This is a genomic window from Aminobacter sp. P9b (assembly GCF_045345995.1).
Lineage (GTDB): Bacteria > Pseudomonadota > Alphaproteobacteria > Rhizobiales > Rhizobiaceae > Aminobacter > Aminobacter niigataensis.
On sequence record NZ_CP150082.1, the window covers coordinates 422,680 to 437,518 of the forward strand.

The window sequence follows — 14,839 nt, forward strand, 5'->3', positions numbered from 1 at the left end:
CCATGCGGGCCTGCTTCGCCCGCATGTGTTGAATTTGAAAGGACGAGCTCTGCCCATCTGCCGCGACGGACTGACCAGGACGATAACGACACGCTGCGCGCGACTTGCCGTCGCCGTGGCGCTGTCGGCGCTTGTCGCCGGTTGCCAGGTGCTCAACTCGTCGGACGTTCGCGAATCCGGCTTCCAGCCGTCCAACAATCCGGTGACGGTCGACAATGTCTCGCGCAACGACAAGCTGGCCGAGATCGCCAAGGCCCAGCACCCGCGCATCCTGGCCACTTATGGCGGAGAATACTCCGACCCCAAGCTGGAGCGCATGGTCGCCAAGGTCGTCGGCAGCCTGACCACCGTTTCGGGCAACCCGAACCAGACCTATCGCATCACCATCCTCAACTCGCCCAACGTCAACGCCTTCGCGCTGCCGGGCGGCTACCTCTACGTGACCCGCGGACTTCTCGCGCTGGCCAACGATTCGGCCGAACTGGCCGCCGTCATCTCGCACGAGATGGGCCACGTCACCGCCAACCACGGTATCCAGCGCCAGCAGAAGGAAGCCGAGGAAGTGCTGGCGACCAAGGTCGTCACCGACGTGCTGGGTGAAAGCCCGACAGCCAAGGCAGCACTGATCCGCGGCAAGCTGAGGCTTGCCCAGTTCTCGCGCAACCAGGAGCTCGAGGCCGACGGCATCGGCATCAAGATGAGCGGCCAGTCCGGCTACGATCCGTTCGCCGCGGGTCGCTTCCTGCAGTCGATGGCCGCCTATAGCGACCTGCGCGCCGTCAGCGGCGCCACCGACGCCAGCCTCGACTTCCTGGCCAGCCATCCCAATGCGCCACAGCGTATCGACCTGGCCCAGCGCCATGCCCGCCAGTTCGGCGCTCCGGGCATCGGCAAGCGCGACCGCGATTCCTTCCTCGCCGGCATCGACGGGCTGCTGTTCGGCGACACGCCCGACGAGGGCTATGTGCGTGGAACTACCTTCCTGCATCCCAAGCTCGGCATCTCGTTCTCGGTGCCGCAGGGCTTCATCATCGACAACACCGCCGCTGCCGTCACCGCGACAGGGCCGGGCAACATGGCCATCCGCTTCGACGGCGTGACCATCGACAGCAAGCTGTCGCTGCCCGACTACGTCAAGAGCGGCTGGGTCGCCGGGCTCGATCCGGCAAGCGTCCGCTCGGAAACGATCAACGGCAACGAGGCGGCGTTTGCCCGCGCCAGCGCCGAAGGCTGGCAATTCGACATCATGGTGATCCGCGCCGGCGCACAGGTGTACCGCCTGCTGACGGCGGCTCCAACCGCCAGTCCCAATCTCGACGCGGTCGCCCGCTCGGTGAGTTCCAGCTTCCAGGTCATGACGGCTGCGGAAAAGGCTGCGCTCAAGCCGCTGCGCATCCGCGTCGTCACCGTGCAGCCGGGCCAGAACATGGGGGCGCTCGCCGCCAGCATGGTCGGCGTCGACCGCAAGCTCGATCTGTTTCGGGTGTTGAACGCGCTCGCCCCCGGAGCCACCGTTTCGGCCGGCGACAAGGTCAAGGTCGTCACCGACAGGTAGTCAGCTACGCGGCCAGGAATGCCGAGTTCTGCCGCACAAGGGCCGACTTCAGCTTTTCCATGGCACGGGTTTCGATCTGTCGAACCCGCTCCTTGGAGATACCGAGCGTAGTGCCCAGCTCTTCCAGCGTCGCGCCCTCCTCGCTCAGCCGGCGCTCCTCGATGATCTGCAGTTCGCGCGCGTTGAGCACGCCGAGCGCGTCGTGCAGCCAGCCCGACCGCCGTTCGATATCGATCGCATCGCCGACGAGTTCATCCGGCAATGGATCGTCGGAGACCAAAAGATCCATGCGCTCGCCTGCATCGCCATCGTCGCTTAGCGGCGCGTTGAGCGAGGTATCAGGCACCGACAGGCGCATGTCCATCATGGCGACGTCCGCTTCCGACACCCCGAGCGCCAAGGATATTTCCTGATAGGCCGAACTGTTGCCGAGCGGACCGCCACCCTGTGCAAGGCGCGCGCGCATGCGGCGCAGGTTGAAGAACAGTGATTTCTGGGCCGAGCTCGTGCCGCCCCTGACGATCGACCAGTTGCGCAGGATGTAGTCCTGCATGGAAGCCCGTATCCACCAGCTGGCATAGGTCGAAAAGCGCACTTCCCGCTGCGGGTCGAAGCGCGCGGCAGCCTCGAGCAGCCCGACATGGCCTTCCTGGATGAGATCGCCAATCGGCAGTCCATAGCGCCGGAACTTGACCGCCATGGCGATGACGAGGCGCATATGGGCGGTGGTGATGCGGTTCAGCGCGTCCTGGTCGTGCTGTTCTTTCCAGCGGATCGCCAGTTCCAGCTCTTCGCCACGTTCCAGATAGGGCGCGCGCGACGCGGCCCGCAGCATCATCTGTTCGCCAGCAAGGCCTGCCCGGTCCATATACATGCTTCGCCCCTTGTTGCGTGAGCAAGCCGGGCGCACCGTGAATGCGGACGCTGCCCCGCAAGGCTATTAACGCAAGATGCCGGACAATGTTCCACAAGGGCCGGGCACAGCGCATGTGCGTAGATTCAGATTCCAACAACGATGCATAATTGAAATTTCATTCCTTATCTTGACCGCCGGCATCTGCGAGATTGCACCCAATCACAACTTCGCCGGCCCTCGTTGCCGGCCCAAAATCGGGATCGCATGAAATGAACTGGTTGAAATCGCTGGCCGTTGCCGCAACGCTCCAGATTGTAGCCGTTGGCGCAAGCCACGCAGGCGAGAACCTCAATGAGATCAAGGCTGCCGGCGTGTTCAAGATCGGCACCGAAGGCACCTATGCGCCATTCACCTATCATGACGCCTCGGGCGCCCTGGTCGGCTTCGACGTCGAGATTGGTCGCGAGATCGCCAAGCGCCTCGGCGTCAAGGCCGAATTCCTCGAAGGCAAGTGGGACGGCCTGATCGCCGGCATCGACGCCAAGCGCTACGACGCCGTCATCAACCAGGTCGGCATCACCGAGGCGCGCCAGGCCAAGTACGACTTCTCCGAGCCCTACATCACGTCCAAGGCCGTTCTCATCGTCAGCGGCAAGAACGAGGACATCAAAGGCTTCGCCGATCTCAAGGGCAAGAAGTCGGCCCAGTCGCTGACCAGCAATTTCGGTAAGATTGCCGAAGCCAATGGCGCCGAACTCGTCGGCACCGACGGCTTCGACCAGTCGATCCAGCTGGTGCTCAACGGCCGCGCCGACGCCACCATCAACGACAGCCTGTCCTTCTACGACTTCAAGAAGCACAAGCCCGACGCAGACGTGAAGATCGTCGCCGAGGAAGAAAAGGCCGACTCCTCCGGCGTCATCGTGCGCAAGGGCGAACCGGAGCTGGTCGAGGCGATCAACAAGGCGCTGGCCGAGATCAAGGCCGACGGCACCTACAAGAAGATCTCCGAGACCTACTTCGGCACGGACGTCTCGCAGTAACCGCATTGCCCATCGGGCTGCGGCAGCCGATGGGCATTGATTTTTCCACCTCTCATTTTTCCCATGAACTTGCCCGGAAAATCTGCGATTTTCCGGGCTCGTTTGTTGTGGGGAGGGAGCATTCATCTTGCCACACTGGCTGCAATTGATGCTGGAATCGCTCGGCCCCCTGTTGTGGGCCGCCCTCGTTTTCACCGCACCGCTGACGCTTCTCTCTTTCGCTTTCGGCCTGACGGTTGGGCTGGGGGCAGCGCTTGCCCGGCTGTTCGGGCCGGCCTGGCTATCGGCGATCGTACGCTTCTATGTCTGGATTATCCGCGGTACGCCGCTTCTGGTGCAGCTGTTCCTGATCTTCTACGGCCTGCCGAGCATGGGCGTCGTGCTCGACGCCTTCCCGGCCGCGCTGATCGGCTTCACGCTCAATGTCGGCGCCTACTCCTCCGAGATCATCCGCGCCGCCATCAGTTCGGTCGCCAAGGGACAATGGGAAGCGGCCTATTCGATCGGTATGACATGGTCGCAGGCGATGCGCCGGACCATCCTGCCGCAGGCGGCGCGCGTAGCGGTGCCGCCGCTGTCCAATACCTTCATCTCGCTGGTCAAGGACACCTCGCTGGCAGCCGCCATCACCGTACCGGAGATGTTCCAGGCAGCACAGCGCATCGTCGCCACCACCTACGAGCCGCTGATCCTCTATGTCGAGGCAGCCCTGCTCTATCTCGCCATGAGTTCGGTGCTGTCGGCCCTGCAGGTCAGGCTGGAGAAGCGGCTCAACCGTTATGGCGGCTTCCTGGAGGCGCGGACATGATCGGGCTTTCCAACATCGTCAAGAGCTTCGGCGACAATACCGTGCTCAAGGGCGTCTCGGTCGAGATCCGGGAAGGCAGCGTCACCGCCCTCGTCGGCCCGTCCGGCGGCGGCAAGAGCACGCTTCTGCGCTGCATCAACCTGCTGGAGATCCCGACCTCCGGCACGGTACGCATCGGCGACGACACGCTCGAGTTTCGCCCGGATGTCAGGGTGCCGACCAGAGCGATCCAGCAACTGCGCCGCCAGACCGGCATGGTGTTCCAGAACTTCCAGCTGTTCCCGCATCGCACGGCGGTCGAGAACGTGATGGAAGGGCTGGTGACCGTGCTGAGATGGCCGGAGGCCAAGGCCCACGAACGCGCTTTGGCCCTGCTCGAAAAGGTCGGCATGGCGCACAAAATCGATGCCTGGCCGGCAACGCTGTCCGGCGGCCAGCAGCAGCGCGTGGCAATAGCCCGGGCACTGGCGCCGTCGCCGAAGGTGCTGCTGTGCGACGAGCCTACGTCGGCACTGGACCCTGAACTCGCCCAGGAGGTGGTCGACGTGCTCGGCCAGCTGGCGCGCGAGGGCACGACCATGGTGATCGCGACACACGACCTGCGCCTGGCCTCGAAGATCGCCCACGAGGTGGTGTTCCTCGAAGCGGGAACGGTCGTCGAGAAGGGTCCTGCGAGCGAGGTGTTCGGCAATCCGACGCATCAGCGCACCAAGCGCTTCATCGCGACGATCACGCATCAGCACGACCACGGCAAGGGTGGCGAAAGCTGACGTCGCCACACCTGCCTGAAACAAAAAACCCGGCCATTGGCCGGGTTTTTCGTAATCTATAGAAGCATGCCAGATCAGGCTGCTTCTTCCTGCTCGGCGTCGGCTTCCTCATTGTCGGCCTTGGCGCCACGCTTCGGACCCTTGTTGAGGTTGGCCTCGATCAGGCGAACGGCTTCGGTCTCCGACAGGCGATTGACGGCTGCCAGTTCGCGCGCCATGCGGTCGAGCGCGGCTTCATAGAGCTGGCGCTCAGAATACGACTGCTCCGGCTGGTTGTCGGCACGGTAGAGATCGCGCACGACTTCCGAGATCGAGATCAGGTCGCCCGAATTGATCTTCGCATCGTATTCCTGGGCGCGGCGCGACCACATGGTGCGCTTGACGCGGGCTCGGCCCTGCACGACTTTCAGAGCACGTTCGACATAGTCGGTCTCGGACAGCTTGCGCATGCCGATCGAGGTCGCCTTGGCGACCGGCACCTTCAGGCGCATCTTATCCTTCTGGAAATCGATCACGAACAGCTCAAGCTTGTGTCCCGCCACTTCCTGCTCGTCGATGGATACGATCTGGCCGACGCCATGCGCCGGGTAGACAATGTACTCGCCGGTCTTGAAACCGTGACGCGCTGCGGATTTCTTCTGCGGGATGGAAGTTGCCATACGCCCTGAACTCCTTCTTGTAACACCGGCCCGCCGAGGCCGGCTGAACGAGGATGGTCGGCTAACGCGACCTTGTGCCGCACGACAATCGACCCCCAACCGGGAAGAGCTTGGACCGGTAAACCGCTAAAGCAGCGGCCTCCGGGCCAGATTACTCTGGTCCGAATTGGGGCTGTCACCTTTCAGTGATTTAGGCTTCGCGCCATAGATCGACGTTGTGTCATCGGCATGTTGATCTAGCTCTAACACAAAAAGTCGGAAGAATCAAGGTTTTGCTGCATGCGCGAAGAGCGCACGACGTCAAGAGCAACCGACGACGCGCAAAGCCTTGATGCAACGAGCTAGTATGGCGACTTTCAGTTGCCTTCGCCGGGCGCCTCGGAGAAATACTGTTCGAACTTGCCTTCGACGCCGTCGAATTCCTTGGCTTCGGGCAGTTCGTCCTTCTTGACGGTCAGGTTCGGCCACTTGCTGGCGTATTCGGTGTTGATCTTGAGCCATTTGTCGAGCCCCGGCTCGGTGTCGGGCTTGATCGCATCCGCCGGGCACTCGGGCTCGCAGACGCCGCAGTCGATGCACTCGTCGGGATGAATGACGAGCATGTTCTCGCCTTCATAGAAACAGTCGACCGGACACACCTCGACGCAGTCGGTGTACTTGCACTTGATGCAATTGTCGGTGACGACGTAGGTCATGAGGCAGGCTCCGGGACTTCCCGTATTTCGTATCTTTCGGTGAGGTATCCCCTTTAAAGGGGTCTTGCAAGGGCGGTCATTCCGCGCAGAAGCCGCTTGGCGGAACGCAATTCTCATCTTGACGGCAGAGCCTTCAACGGCTTTGCGTTACTCGCTGCGCAGCCGGTCTGTGGCTCGCCGTTCCTTCTTGGTCGGACGTCCGCTTCCGGCCTCGCGCAATGGCGGCCGGGCATCGGGCGGCGCCTGGTCCTTCGGTGTCGGAACCGGCGAAATGTCCTCATAGAGCTTGCGCGCCTCTTCGGCGGGCCCGCGCCGCTCGCCAGGGAGCAGAACCTTATAGACCAGGATGCGTCGGTCGAGCGTGATCGTCAGCACATCGCCCGACTTGACCATGTCGGAGGCCTGGCCAAGCTTCTGGCCGTTGCACCTGACGCCGCCTGATTGCGCCAGCTTGGCGCCAAGCGAACGCGACTTAACCGCGCGCGAGAAGAACAGCCACTTGTCGATGCGCTGTCTTCCCTCGCCGGCCAAGGCTGCTACTTCTTGAGCTGGTCGCGCAGCGCGGCGAGCTTGGCAAAGGGCGAGATCGGGATCGATGCGCACCGGACGCTCTTCGCGCGGCTTCTGCTGGAACGCCGGCTTGCCCTTGAAGCCGCTGCGGTCGCCGCCATGCTTTTCGCCCTGCGGGCGCTCGCCACGGCCACGGTTATCCGGACGTCCGCCCTCGCCCTGCGGCTTGCCGCCGGGCTTGCGATCGAAGCGCGGACGACCGCCATCGCGGCCTTCGCCACCCTCGCGCCCACCATTGCGGTTGCCCTCGCCCTGCCGGGCGGCGGGCGCGCCAGCAACACGCGGCTCGCGCTGGCCGCCGCGCGGGCGGTTGTCCTGGCGATGGCGCGGGCGCTGCTCGAAGCGGCCCTGGCGCCACAGAAGGATCGGCTTGGGCTCTTCCGCGATTTCGGAGGCGTCTGCGGCGACGGCTTCCACCGGAGGTGCTTCGTCAACAGGAGCGTCAGCGGCGGCAGTCACCACTTCCGGCTCGGACGCTGATTCAGGCTCGGCTTCGACCACCAGCTCAACGGCAACCTCGGCCGCAGGTTCAGCAATGGCTTCGACTTGCTCGACAGCCACCTCGGGCACCTGTTCGGCCCGCTCGCTCTCGGGCGCCTGTTCGGCGCCGTCGGAAGCCGCTTGCTCAGTGGTTTCGGCCGTCTCGATGAAGGGTTCGGCGGAGACTTCGTCGCTTTTGGCCACAGCCTCTGCGGCTGCGGCCCTGTCTGCCTGCGCCTTGGCCACTGCTTCACGTGCCGCGGTGTCGATCGTTTCGAGCTTTCCCTTGACCTCGGCGGCCGGCTTGGGCTCGGCGCGATAGCCGAGGCCCTTGAGGATCTCTTCCATGTCGTCGCCGGTGGCGCCGAGGATCGACATCATCTGCGGCGTGACGATGAACGAGCTGCCGTCATAGGCGCCTTCCGGACGGGCGCCGGTGCCCTGCTTCCAGGCGAGTGCGGGGCGAATGAGGTCGGCGAGACGCTCGAGGATGTCGACACGCACGGCGCGGCGGCCGAGATTTCGGAATCCGGCGAGCTTGTAGAACGTCTTGTCGAAGGTCGGGTCGATGACCACGGAGGTACGGCCAGCGGCGAGCGCATGGACAACATCGCCGAAGCCCGGCTTGTCCTTGCCGTCATTCTTGAGCGCCCACAGCAGCGTCACCAGGCCGGCAGGCGCCGGCTTGATCAAGGCCGGGACAAAGACGTGATAGGCACCGAAGCGCACGCCGAGACGGCGAAGCGCTGCGCGGCCTTCCTGGTCGAGCGACTTCACGTCCTCGGCGATGTCGCGGCGATTGATCAGGCCGAAATTCTCGACCAGCTGGAAAGCGATGCCACGACCGATGCCGGACAGCTGCTCGGCGGCTTTGAGATCGACCAGCGGCTTGAGCAGCGACTCGATCTGGAAATTGACGAAGCGTTCGGCGCGCGCTGCGACCTTGTCGCGTGACGGGCCGGTCAGTTGCTCATCGGCCAAAAGGACGATGCGCGGCTTGAGCGCATCCTCGCCTTCGACCAACGTGCCGATGGGCGCGCCGATCCAGCGCAGCACGCCATCGGAACCGAGAGCGATGTCGCCATTGGACGACGCCGAGAACCGTTCGGCGCGTGTGTCGAATTCGGTTGCAAGCGCCTTCTGGGCCGCCGTGCGCACCGCCTTGGCATCTTCTCCGCCCGCGCTCTGGTCGGCGGTGAAACGGAACCCTTGCAGTTCGCCGACATGGTGGCCCTCGACGAGGACGGTTCCGGACGGGCTGATTTCGGCTTCAAGCATAGTGTTTTCTCTAAGGCGGCGCATGAGGACGGAAGTCCTGCGGTCTACAAAGCGTTTCGTCAACCGCTCATGCAGCGCATCCGACAATCTGTCTTCGATGTCGCGCGTTTTTTCTTGCCAGTGTGCCGGATCGGCAAGCCAGCCGGGGCGGTTTGAGACAAATGTCCAAGTCCGGATCTGTGCGATCCGGTGCGAAAGCGTGTCGATGTCGCCTTCGGTGGAATCGGCGCGACGCACCTGCTCGGCCATGTAGGTCTCGTCGACATGGCCGCGCCGGGCGAGGTCGTCATACATCGAGGCGATCAGGTCGGCGTGTTGCGCCGGCGCGATCCTGCGATAGTCGGGCAGCGCGCAGGTTTCCCACAAAAGGGCAACTCGCTCGTGGTTGGTGGCGAGCGATCGGATGTTTTCGTCGCGCGAGAGATGTTCGAGCGCCTGCGCGTCGACAGCAGGCAGCGCGCGTGTCAGGCCCTCGACCGGCGCGACGGTGTCGATCGAGCGCTTGAGCGTGTCGAGGCTGGTGAAATCGAAGTTGGCGGTGCGCCACTGCAGCACCTTCACCGGCTCGAAATCATGGCCCTCGATCTTTTCGATCAGGTCTTCCTCGAACGGATCGACTTGGCCGGTGACGCCGAACGTGCCGTCGCGGAGATGGCGGCCGGCACGGCCGGCAATCTGGCCAAGCTCGGCTGCGGTCAGCTGGCGATACTGGTAGCCGTCGAACTTGCGGTTCTGGGCAAAGGCGACATGGTCAACGTCGAGATTGAGGCCCATGCCGATGGCATCGGTGGCGATCAGGTAGTCGACGTCGCCGGACTGGTAGAGCTCGACCTGGGCATTGCGGGTGCGCGGGCTGAGCGCGCCGAGCACCACCGCCGCACCGCCCTGCTGTCGGCGGATCAGCTCGGCGATGCCGTAAACCTCGTCGGCGGAGAAGGCGACGATGGCCGAACGGCGCGGCAGCCGCGTCAGCTTCTTGGAACCGGCATAGGCAAGATGCGACAGCCGCGGACGGGTGACCACCGACACGCCCTTCAACAGCTTCTGCAGGATGCCGTGCATGGTGGCTGCGCCGAGCAGCAGCGTCTCTTGCTTGCCGCGCAGATGCAGGATGCGGTCGGTGAAGATGTGGCCGCGCTCGAGGTCGCCGGCAAGCTGGACCTCGTCGATGGCGACGAAAGCGGCATCCGTCTGGCGCGGCATGGCCTCGACGGTGCAGACCGAATATCTGGCGCCGGCCGGCAGGATCTTCTCTTCGCCGGTGACCAGCGCCACCTTGTGGGCCCCGACCTTTTCGCAAAGTCGCCCATAGACTTCGCGTGCGAGCAGCCTGAGCGGCAGGCCGATGATGCCGCTTTCGTGCGCGACCATGCGCTCGATGGCGAGATGGGTCTTGCCGGTATTGGTGGGCCCCAGAACCGCGGTCACATCGCGGCCTGACAGGATCAGCGGGTCGTTGGGCCTGGAGTGAACATTCATACTAGAGAACCGCCCTCGGCGCCGGGGACAGCCCGGCGTTGCGCCGCCTGTCGCGACGAGTGGACACATAGGGATTTGCAAGCCGAAGCGAAAGCGGAATGTTCCAGATTTAAGAGTTGGAACGAGTCTGGAACGAATCAGCGACGAATCACTGACTCCGGCAGATTCAGGTTTTGTTCACCCCAACATATAGATGACACCCTTGCAAGCCGCACCACATGCAGAATCTCTAAAGTGGCCCGTTTCGTGCTTCTGCACGCCCGCCGTTAACCTTTGCCGGCCAAGCGAAGAAACCTGCGCGTCAACCGCGTGCAAAATAATGAATTTGTTGACGTTTCCTACCGGCGAGTTAACGGTCGGAGCCGGCGTCCGCGGCATTTAGTTAAGATTTGAACCAAATGCGGAACGAACAGGCGACGAATCACTGTTCGGGCAATTTTCCCGATTTGTTCACCACTAGATGTAGTATCAGGCCGGCTTCTCCACCTATTATCCACAGCCTATGCACCGCGCTGTCCACAGCGGCTCGATCGCCGCATTAACTTTTGCGTGCCATGGCGGCACACCCGCGCTTCAGCAAAAATACCTGTGATTGCATTACGTTAAGGGAACCACACCCGTTGTGCCCGGGATCGGAGCATGTCTCCATTGCGACGTTGAGTCTGCGCGGCGGGGGATGCCCAGGCGGGGCCTCCGGAAAATGCGGCGCACCACGCAGGCGCACGATATTGGAGGGAATATCATGTCCAAACGTCTATTCGCCGAGTTCCTCGGCACATTCTGGCTCGTCTTCGGCGGCTGCGGCAGCGCTGTCCTGGCCGCTGCGTTCCCCGAACTGGGTATCGGTTTTTCCGGCGTTGCGTTAGCGTTCGGCCTCACCGTGCTGACCATGGCCTATGCGGTCGGCGGCATCTCCGGCGGTCATTTCAATCCCGCCGTCTCGGTCGGCCTGATGATGGCCGGGCGTTTCGAGGCCAAGGATCTGGTCCCCTACGTCATCGCCCAGTTGATCGGCGCGGTCGCCGCTTCCACGGTGCTGTACCTCATCATCAGCGGCAAGGCCGATTTCGCCGGTATCGGCGGCTTTGCCACCAACGGCTATGGCGACGCCTCGCCGGGCAAATTTGGCCTGTCCTCGGCGCTGATCATCGAGGTCGTGCTGACCTTCATGTTCCTGATGATCATCCTCGGCTCGACCAGCGAACGCGTTCCGACCGGCTTTGCGCCGATCGCCATCGGCCTCGCCTTGACGCTCATCCACCTGATCTCGATTCCGGTGACCAACACTTCGGTCAACCCTGCGCGCTCGACCGGCCCGGCGCTGTTCGTCGGCGGTGTCGCCCTGCAACAGCTCTGGCTGTTCTGGGTCGCCCCGATCGTCGGTGCAGCGCTTGCCGGCATCGCCCACAAGTCGCTGTTCGGCGACAAGTAGCCGAACCACCGCACCAAACGGAAACGGCGCCTCGCGGCGCCGTTTCCTTTATGGAGATGATTGCCTGTTATCAGACGAAATATTGCCCGCCATTGGCCGAAAGGGTCGCGCCGGTAACGAAGCCGGACTCTTCGGAGGCCAGGAACACCACGCAGCGAGCAATCTCTTCCGGTTCGCCAAGCCGGCCGACCGGGATCTGGGCGATGATTGATTCGCGCACCTTTTCCGGCACCGCCATCACCATTTCGGTGGCGATGTAGCCCGGACAGATGACGTTGACGGTGATGCCCGCGCGTGCCCCTTCTTGGGCCAGCGCCTTGGTGAAGCCGATGTCGCCGGCCTTCGACGCCGAGTAGTTGGCCTGTCCGGCCTGGCCCTTCTGGCCGTTGATTGAGGAAATGGTGATGACGCGGCCGAACTTGCGGTCGCGCATACCACTCCACAGCGGATGGGTCATGTTGAAGGCACCGTTCAGGTTGGTGTCGATGACCTCTTTCCACTGCTCGCGCGTCATCTTGTGGAACATCGAGTCGCGCGTGATGCCGGCGTTGTTGACCAGCACCGAGACCGGGCCGAGGTCGGCCTCGACCTGCTTGATGCCGGCCTCGCAGGCATCGTAGTCGGCAACCGACCATTTGTAGACCGGGATGCCCGTCTCGGCCTTGAACTTCTGCGCAGCCTCGTCGTTGCCGGCATAGTTGGCGGCGACCTTGTAGCCTGCGTTCTTCAGCGCGACCGAAATCGCGGCGCCAATGCCGCGGGTTCCGCCAGTGACGAGTGCAACCTTGCTCATGCGCTTCCCCTTTTCTGCTGCTTTATGGCCTGCCTTCGCGACAGACCTTTAGAGGCAAAAAGGGCGGCACATTGGCCGCCCTTTTCTTGTTTCCGAGTTACATCGCCTCGACACACATCGCGACGCCCATGCCGCCGCCGATGCACAGGGTCGCGAGACCCTTCTTGGCGCTGCGTCGCCGCATCTCGTAGACCAGCGTGTTGAAGACGCGGGCACCGGAAGCGCCAACCGGATGGCCGATGGCGATGGCGCCGCCATTAACGTTGACGATCGCCGGATCCCAGCCCATGTCCTTGTTGACCGCGCAGGCCTGCGCCGCGAACGCCTCGTTGGCCTCGACGAGGTCGAGGTCGCCGACCGACCAGCCGGCCTTTTCGAGCGCCTTGCGCGATGCCGGGATCGGGCCGGTGCCCATGATCTGCGGATCGACGCCGGCGGTTGCCCAGGAGACGATGCGGACCAGCGGGGTGAGGCCGCGGCGCACGGCTTCGGCTTCGGTCATCAACACGACCGCCGCAGCCCCGTCATTGATTCCGGAAGCGTTTCCGGCTGTGACGGTGCCTTCCTTGTCGAAGGCCGGCCGCAGCTTGGCCAGTGAATCGAGCGTCGCGCCATGGCGGATATATTCGTCCTGGTCGACGATGGTGTCGCCCTTCTTGCCCTTGATGGTGACGGGGACGATCTCGTCGGCAAAACGCCCGGCCTTCTGGGCCGCTTCGGCCTTGTTCTGCGAGGCGACGGCGAACTGATCCTGCTCGTCGCGCGTCAACTGCCACTGGCGGGCAACGTTCTCGGCGGTGTTGCCCATGTGGTAGCCGTAGAAGGCGTCGGTCAGGCCATCCTTGATCATCGTGTCGATCATCTTGAAGTCGCCCATCTTCACCCCGCCGCGCAGATGCTGGCAGTGCGGCGCCATGGACATCGATTCCTGGCCGCCGGCGACGATGATCTTGGCGTCGCCCGTGGCGATCTGCTGCATGCCGATGGCGATGGTGCGCAGGCCCGAGCCGCAAAGCTGATTGAGACCCCAGGCTGTCGCTTCCTGCGGCACGCCCGCGGCCATCGCGGCCTGGCGGGCCGGGTTCTGGCCGGCGCCAGCGGCGAGGATCTGGCCAAGGATGACCTCGTCGACTTCCTTGGGATCGACACCGGCGCGGGCCAGTACTTCCCTGACGGCGATGGCGCCCAGTTCGTGTGCCGGCGTGTTGGCGAAGGCGCCGTTGAACGAGCCTACCGGCGTGCGGGCGGCGCTGGCGACGACGATGGAGGACGAGGCGGACATGTTTCTCTCCAGACTTCGTGAGACGAATGGTTTGTTGCGCGTCGAGGACGTTGGCGCTCCTGACTTTTCTTGCCCGTTCCAGGACCCGAGTCAAACCGGAAAATCGCTGGAATGCCGATGCTGCGGCCGCACTGCAGCAAATGCTGCGCAGCATTTTTTTGCCGGCGTTGACCCGCCTGGCCTTCTTGCAGTGCACAAACCGCTTGGATTTGCGGTTGCTTTGCGCTTATCCTGCTTTCCGGCGAAATGTTACCGGCTGCTTACATGGCATACCGGTCTTCCGGGGGAGGATGCTGATGCCTGCTAAAGACACGCCGATCGTCATCAAGAAATACGCCAACCGTCGGCTCTACAATACCGGCACGAGTACTTATGTGACGCTCGAAGACTTGGCCGAGATGGTCAAGAAAGGTGAAGAATTCACCGTACAGGATGCCAAGACCGGCGAAGACATCACCCATCCGGTGCTGACGCAGATCATCTTCGAACTGGAGAACAAGGACGGCCAGAACATGCTGCCGATCCCGTTCCTGCGGCAGTTGATCTCCTTCTACGGCGACCAGATGCAGATGGTGGTGCCGAGCTTCCTCGAACAGTCGATGCTTGCCTTCTCCAAGGAGCAGGAGCGTTTCCGCGAGCAGATGAAGTCGGCCTTCGGCAAGGCGCCGACCGACATGATCAAGGGCGCGACGCCGATGAAGGCGCTCGAGGAACAGACGCGCCGCAACATGGAACTGTTCCAGAACGCGATGCGCATGTTCACCCCCTTCCCGGCGCCCGGCACAGGCACCGCTCCCGCCGAACCGGCCAGGAAAGACGCCCATGAAAAGCCGGACGAGTTGAAGGAACTCAAGGAACAGCTTGCCGCGATGCAGCGGAAGATCGACTCGATGGGGTGAGGCACGGTCGGCCAAAGGCGGCGGAAAGCCAATTGCTTGGCTTTCCGAGCGTCGAGCGCCCGGAGCGATAGCGAAGACCGGGCCGATGTGAAGGTGCGACCAGCGGGACTGCTGCAACCAGTCAGGTCCGGCAAGGGCACTCTTGGCCAAGGGCCGACAAAATCTCCAAGCTGACTTCTGAAATCCACAGCGAATGCCGTTGGCATCGCATCGCCAGCGCGCGGGTCCCTACCCTTTGGG

Annotated in this window: 12 protein-coding genes; 6 read left to right on the forward strand and 6 right to left on the reverse strand. The window is 63.3% G+C overall.

Translation table 11 applies throughout. The annotated features are described in order from the left end of the window. Positions 1-115 precede the first annotated feature (115 nt). Complete coding sequence (locus WHT83_RS02215; protein ID WP_406873911.1) at positions 116-1,555, forward strand: M48 family metalloprotease; 1,440 nt, start codon at positions 116-118, stop codon at positions 1,553-1,555. Positions 1,556-1,559: 4 nt separating this feature from the next. Here WHT83_RS02215 and WHT83_RS02220 read toward each other — a convergent pair whose 3' ends face one another. Then, positions 1,560-2,429: an RNA polymerase factor sigma-32 gene (locus WHT83_RS02220; RefSeq protein WP_108606496.1), complete on the reverse strand. Its 870-nt coding sequence runs from the start codon at positions 2,427-2,429 to the stop codon at positions 1,560-1,562. 251 nt (positions 2,430-2,680) lie between these two features. Here WHT83_RS02220 and WHT83_RS02225 point away from each other — a divergent pair, with 251 nt between their 5' ends. The 3 genes from WHT83_RS02225 (at position 2,681) to WHT83_RS02235 (ending at position 5,032) form a co-directional block, all read left to right on the forward strand. After that, a complete protein-coding gene (locus tag WHT83_RS02225) occupies positions 2,681-3,454 on the forward strand; it encodes an amino acid ABC transporter substrate-binding protein (protein ID WP_108606495.1) in 774 nt (257 codons plus the stop codon). 127 nt (positions 3,455-3,581) lie between these two features. Beyond that, positions 3,582-4,262, forward strand: coding sequence for an amino acid ABC transporter permease (locus tag WHT83_RS02230; protein WP_183262740.1), 681 nt, complete (start codon positions 3,582-3,584; stop codon positions 4,260-4,262). After that, positions 4,259-5,032, forward strand: coding sequence for an amino acid ABC transporter ATP-binding protein (locus WHT83_RS02235; protein ID WP_406872841.1), 774 nt, complete (start codon positions 4,259-4,261; stop codon positions 5,030-5,032). Before WHT83_RS02230 ends, WHT83_RS02235 begins: the two co-directional genes overlap by 4 nt. A 74-nt stretch (positions 5,033-5,106) precedes the next feature. On the opposite strand, the gene WHT83_RS02240 is transcribed toward WHT83_RS02235, so the two are convergent. The 3 genes from WHT83_RS02240 to WHT83_RS02250 all read right to left on the reverse strand — a co-directional run bounded on the left by WHT83_RS02240 (position 5,107) and on the right by WHT83_RS02250 (position 10,193). Next, positions 5,107-5,691, reverse strand: coding sequence for a CarD family transcriptional regulator (locus tag WHT83_RS02240; RefSeq protein ID WP_055974645.1), 585 nt, complete (start codon positions 5,689-5,691; stop codon positions 5,107-5,109). A gap of 356 nt (positions 5,692-6,047) precedes the next feature. Then, positions 6,048-6,386, reverse strand: a complete 339-nt coding sequence (fdxA, locus tag WHT83_RS02245; RefSeq protein ID WP_055974648.1) for a ferredoxin FdxA — start codon at positions 6,384-6,386, stop codon at positions 6,048-6,050. Positions 6,387-6,533: 147 nt separating this feature from the next. Continuing rightward, on the reverse strand, positions 6,534-10,193 hold the full coding sequence (locus WHT83_RS02250) for a S4 domain-containing protein (protein WP_406872842.1): 3,660 nt from the start codon (positions 10,191-10,193) through the stop codon (positions 6,534-6,536). 742 nt (positions 10,194-10,935) lie between these two features. Here WHT83_RS02250 and aqpZ point away from each other — a divergent pair. Further along, positions 10,936-11,625, forward strand: a complete 690-nt coding sequence (gene aqpZ / locus WHT83_RS02255) for an aquaporin Z (RefSeq protein WP_406872843.1) — start codon at positions 10,936-10,938, stop codon at positions 11,623-11,625. Between the two features lie 70 nt (positions 11,626-11,695). Here the strand turns inward: aqpZ and WHT83_RS02260 are convergent, their stop codons facing one another. Together WHT83_RS02260 and WHT83_RS02265 are read right to left on the reverse strand one after the other, a co-directional pair. Then, positions 11,696-12,418 (reverse strand): beta-ketoacyl-ACP reductase, encoded by a 723-nt coding sequence (locus tag WHT83_RS02260; RefSeq protein ID WP_183262743.1) that lies wholly within the window; start codon positions 12,416-12,418, stop codon positions 11,696-11,698. 97 nt (positions 12,419-12,515) lie between these two features. Further along, positions 12,516-13,700 carry an acetyl-CoA C-acetyltransferase gene (locus tag WHT83_RS02265; RefSeq protein WP_108606488.1) on the reverse strand — a complete coding sequence of 395 codons (1,185 nt, stop codon included), beginning with the start codon at positions 13,698-13,700 and terminating at the stop codon, positions 12,516-12,518. 296 nt (positions 13,701-13,996) lie between these two features. On the opposite strand from WHT83_RS02265, the gene phaR reads away from it, so the two are divergent. Further along, positions 13,997-14,599, forward strand: a complete 603-nt coding sequence (gene phaR, locus WHT83_RS02270; protein ID WP_406872844.1) for a polyhydroxyalkanoate synthesis repressor PhaR — start codon at positions 13,997-13,999, stop codon at positions 14,597-14,599. The last annotated feature ends 240 nt before the right edge of the window (positions 14,600-14,839 follow it).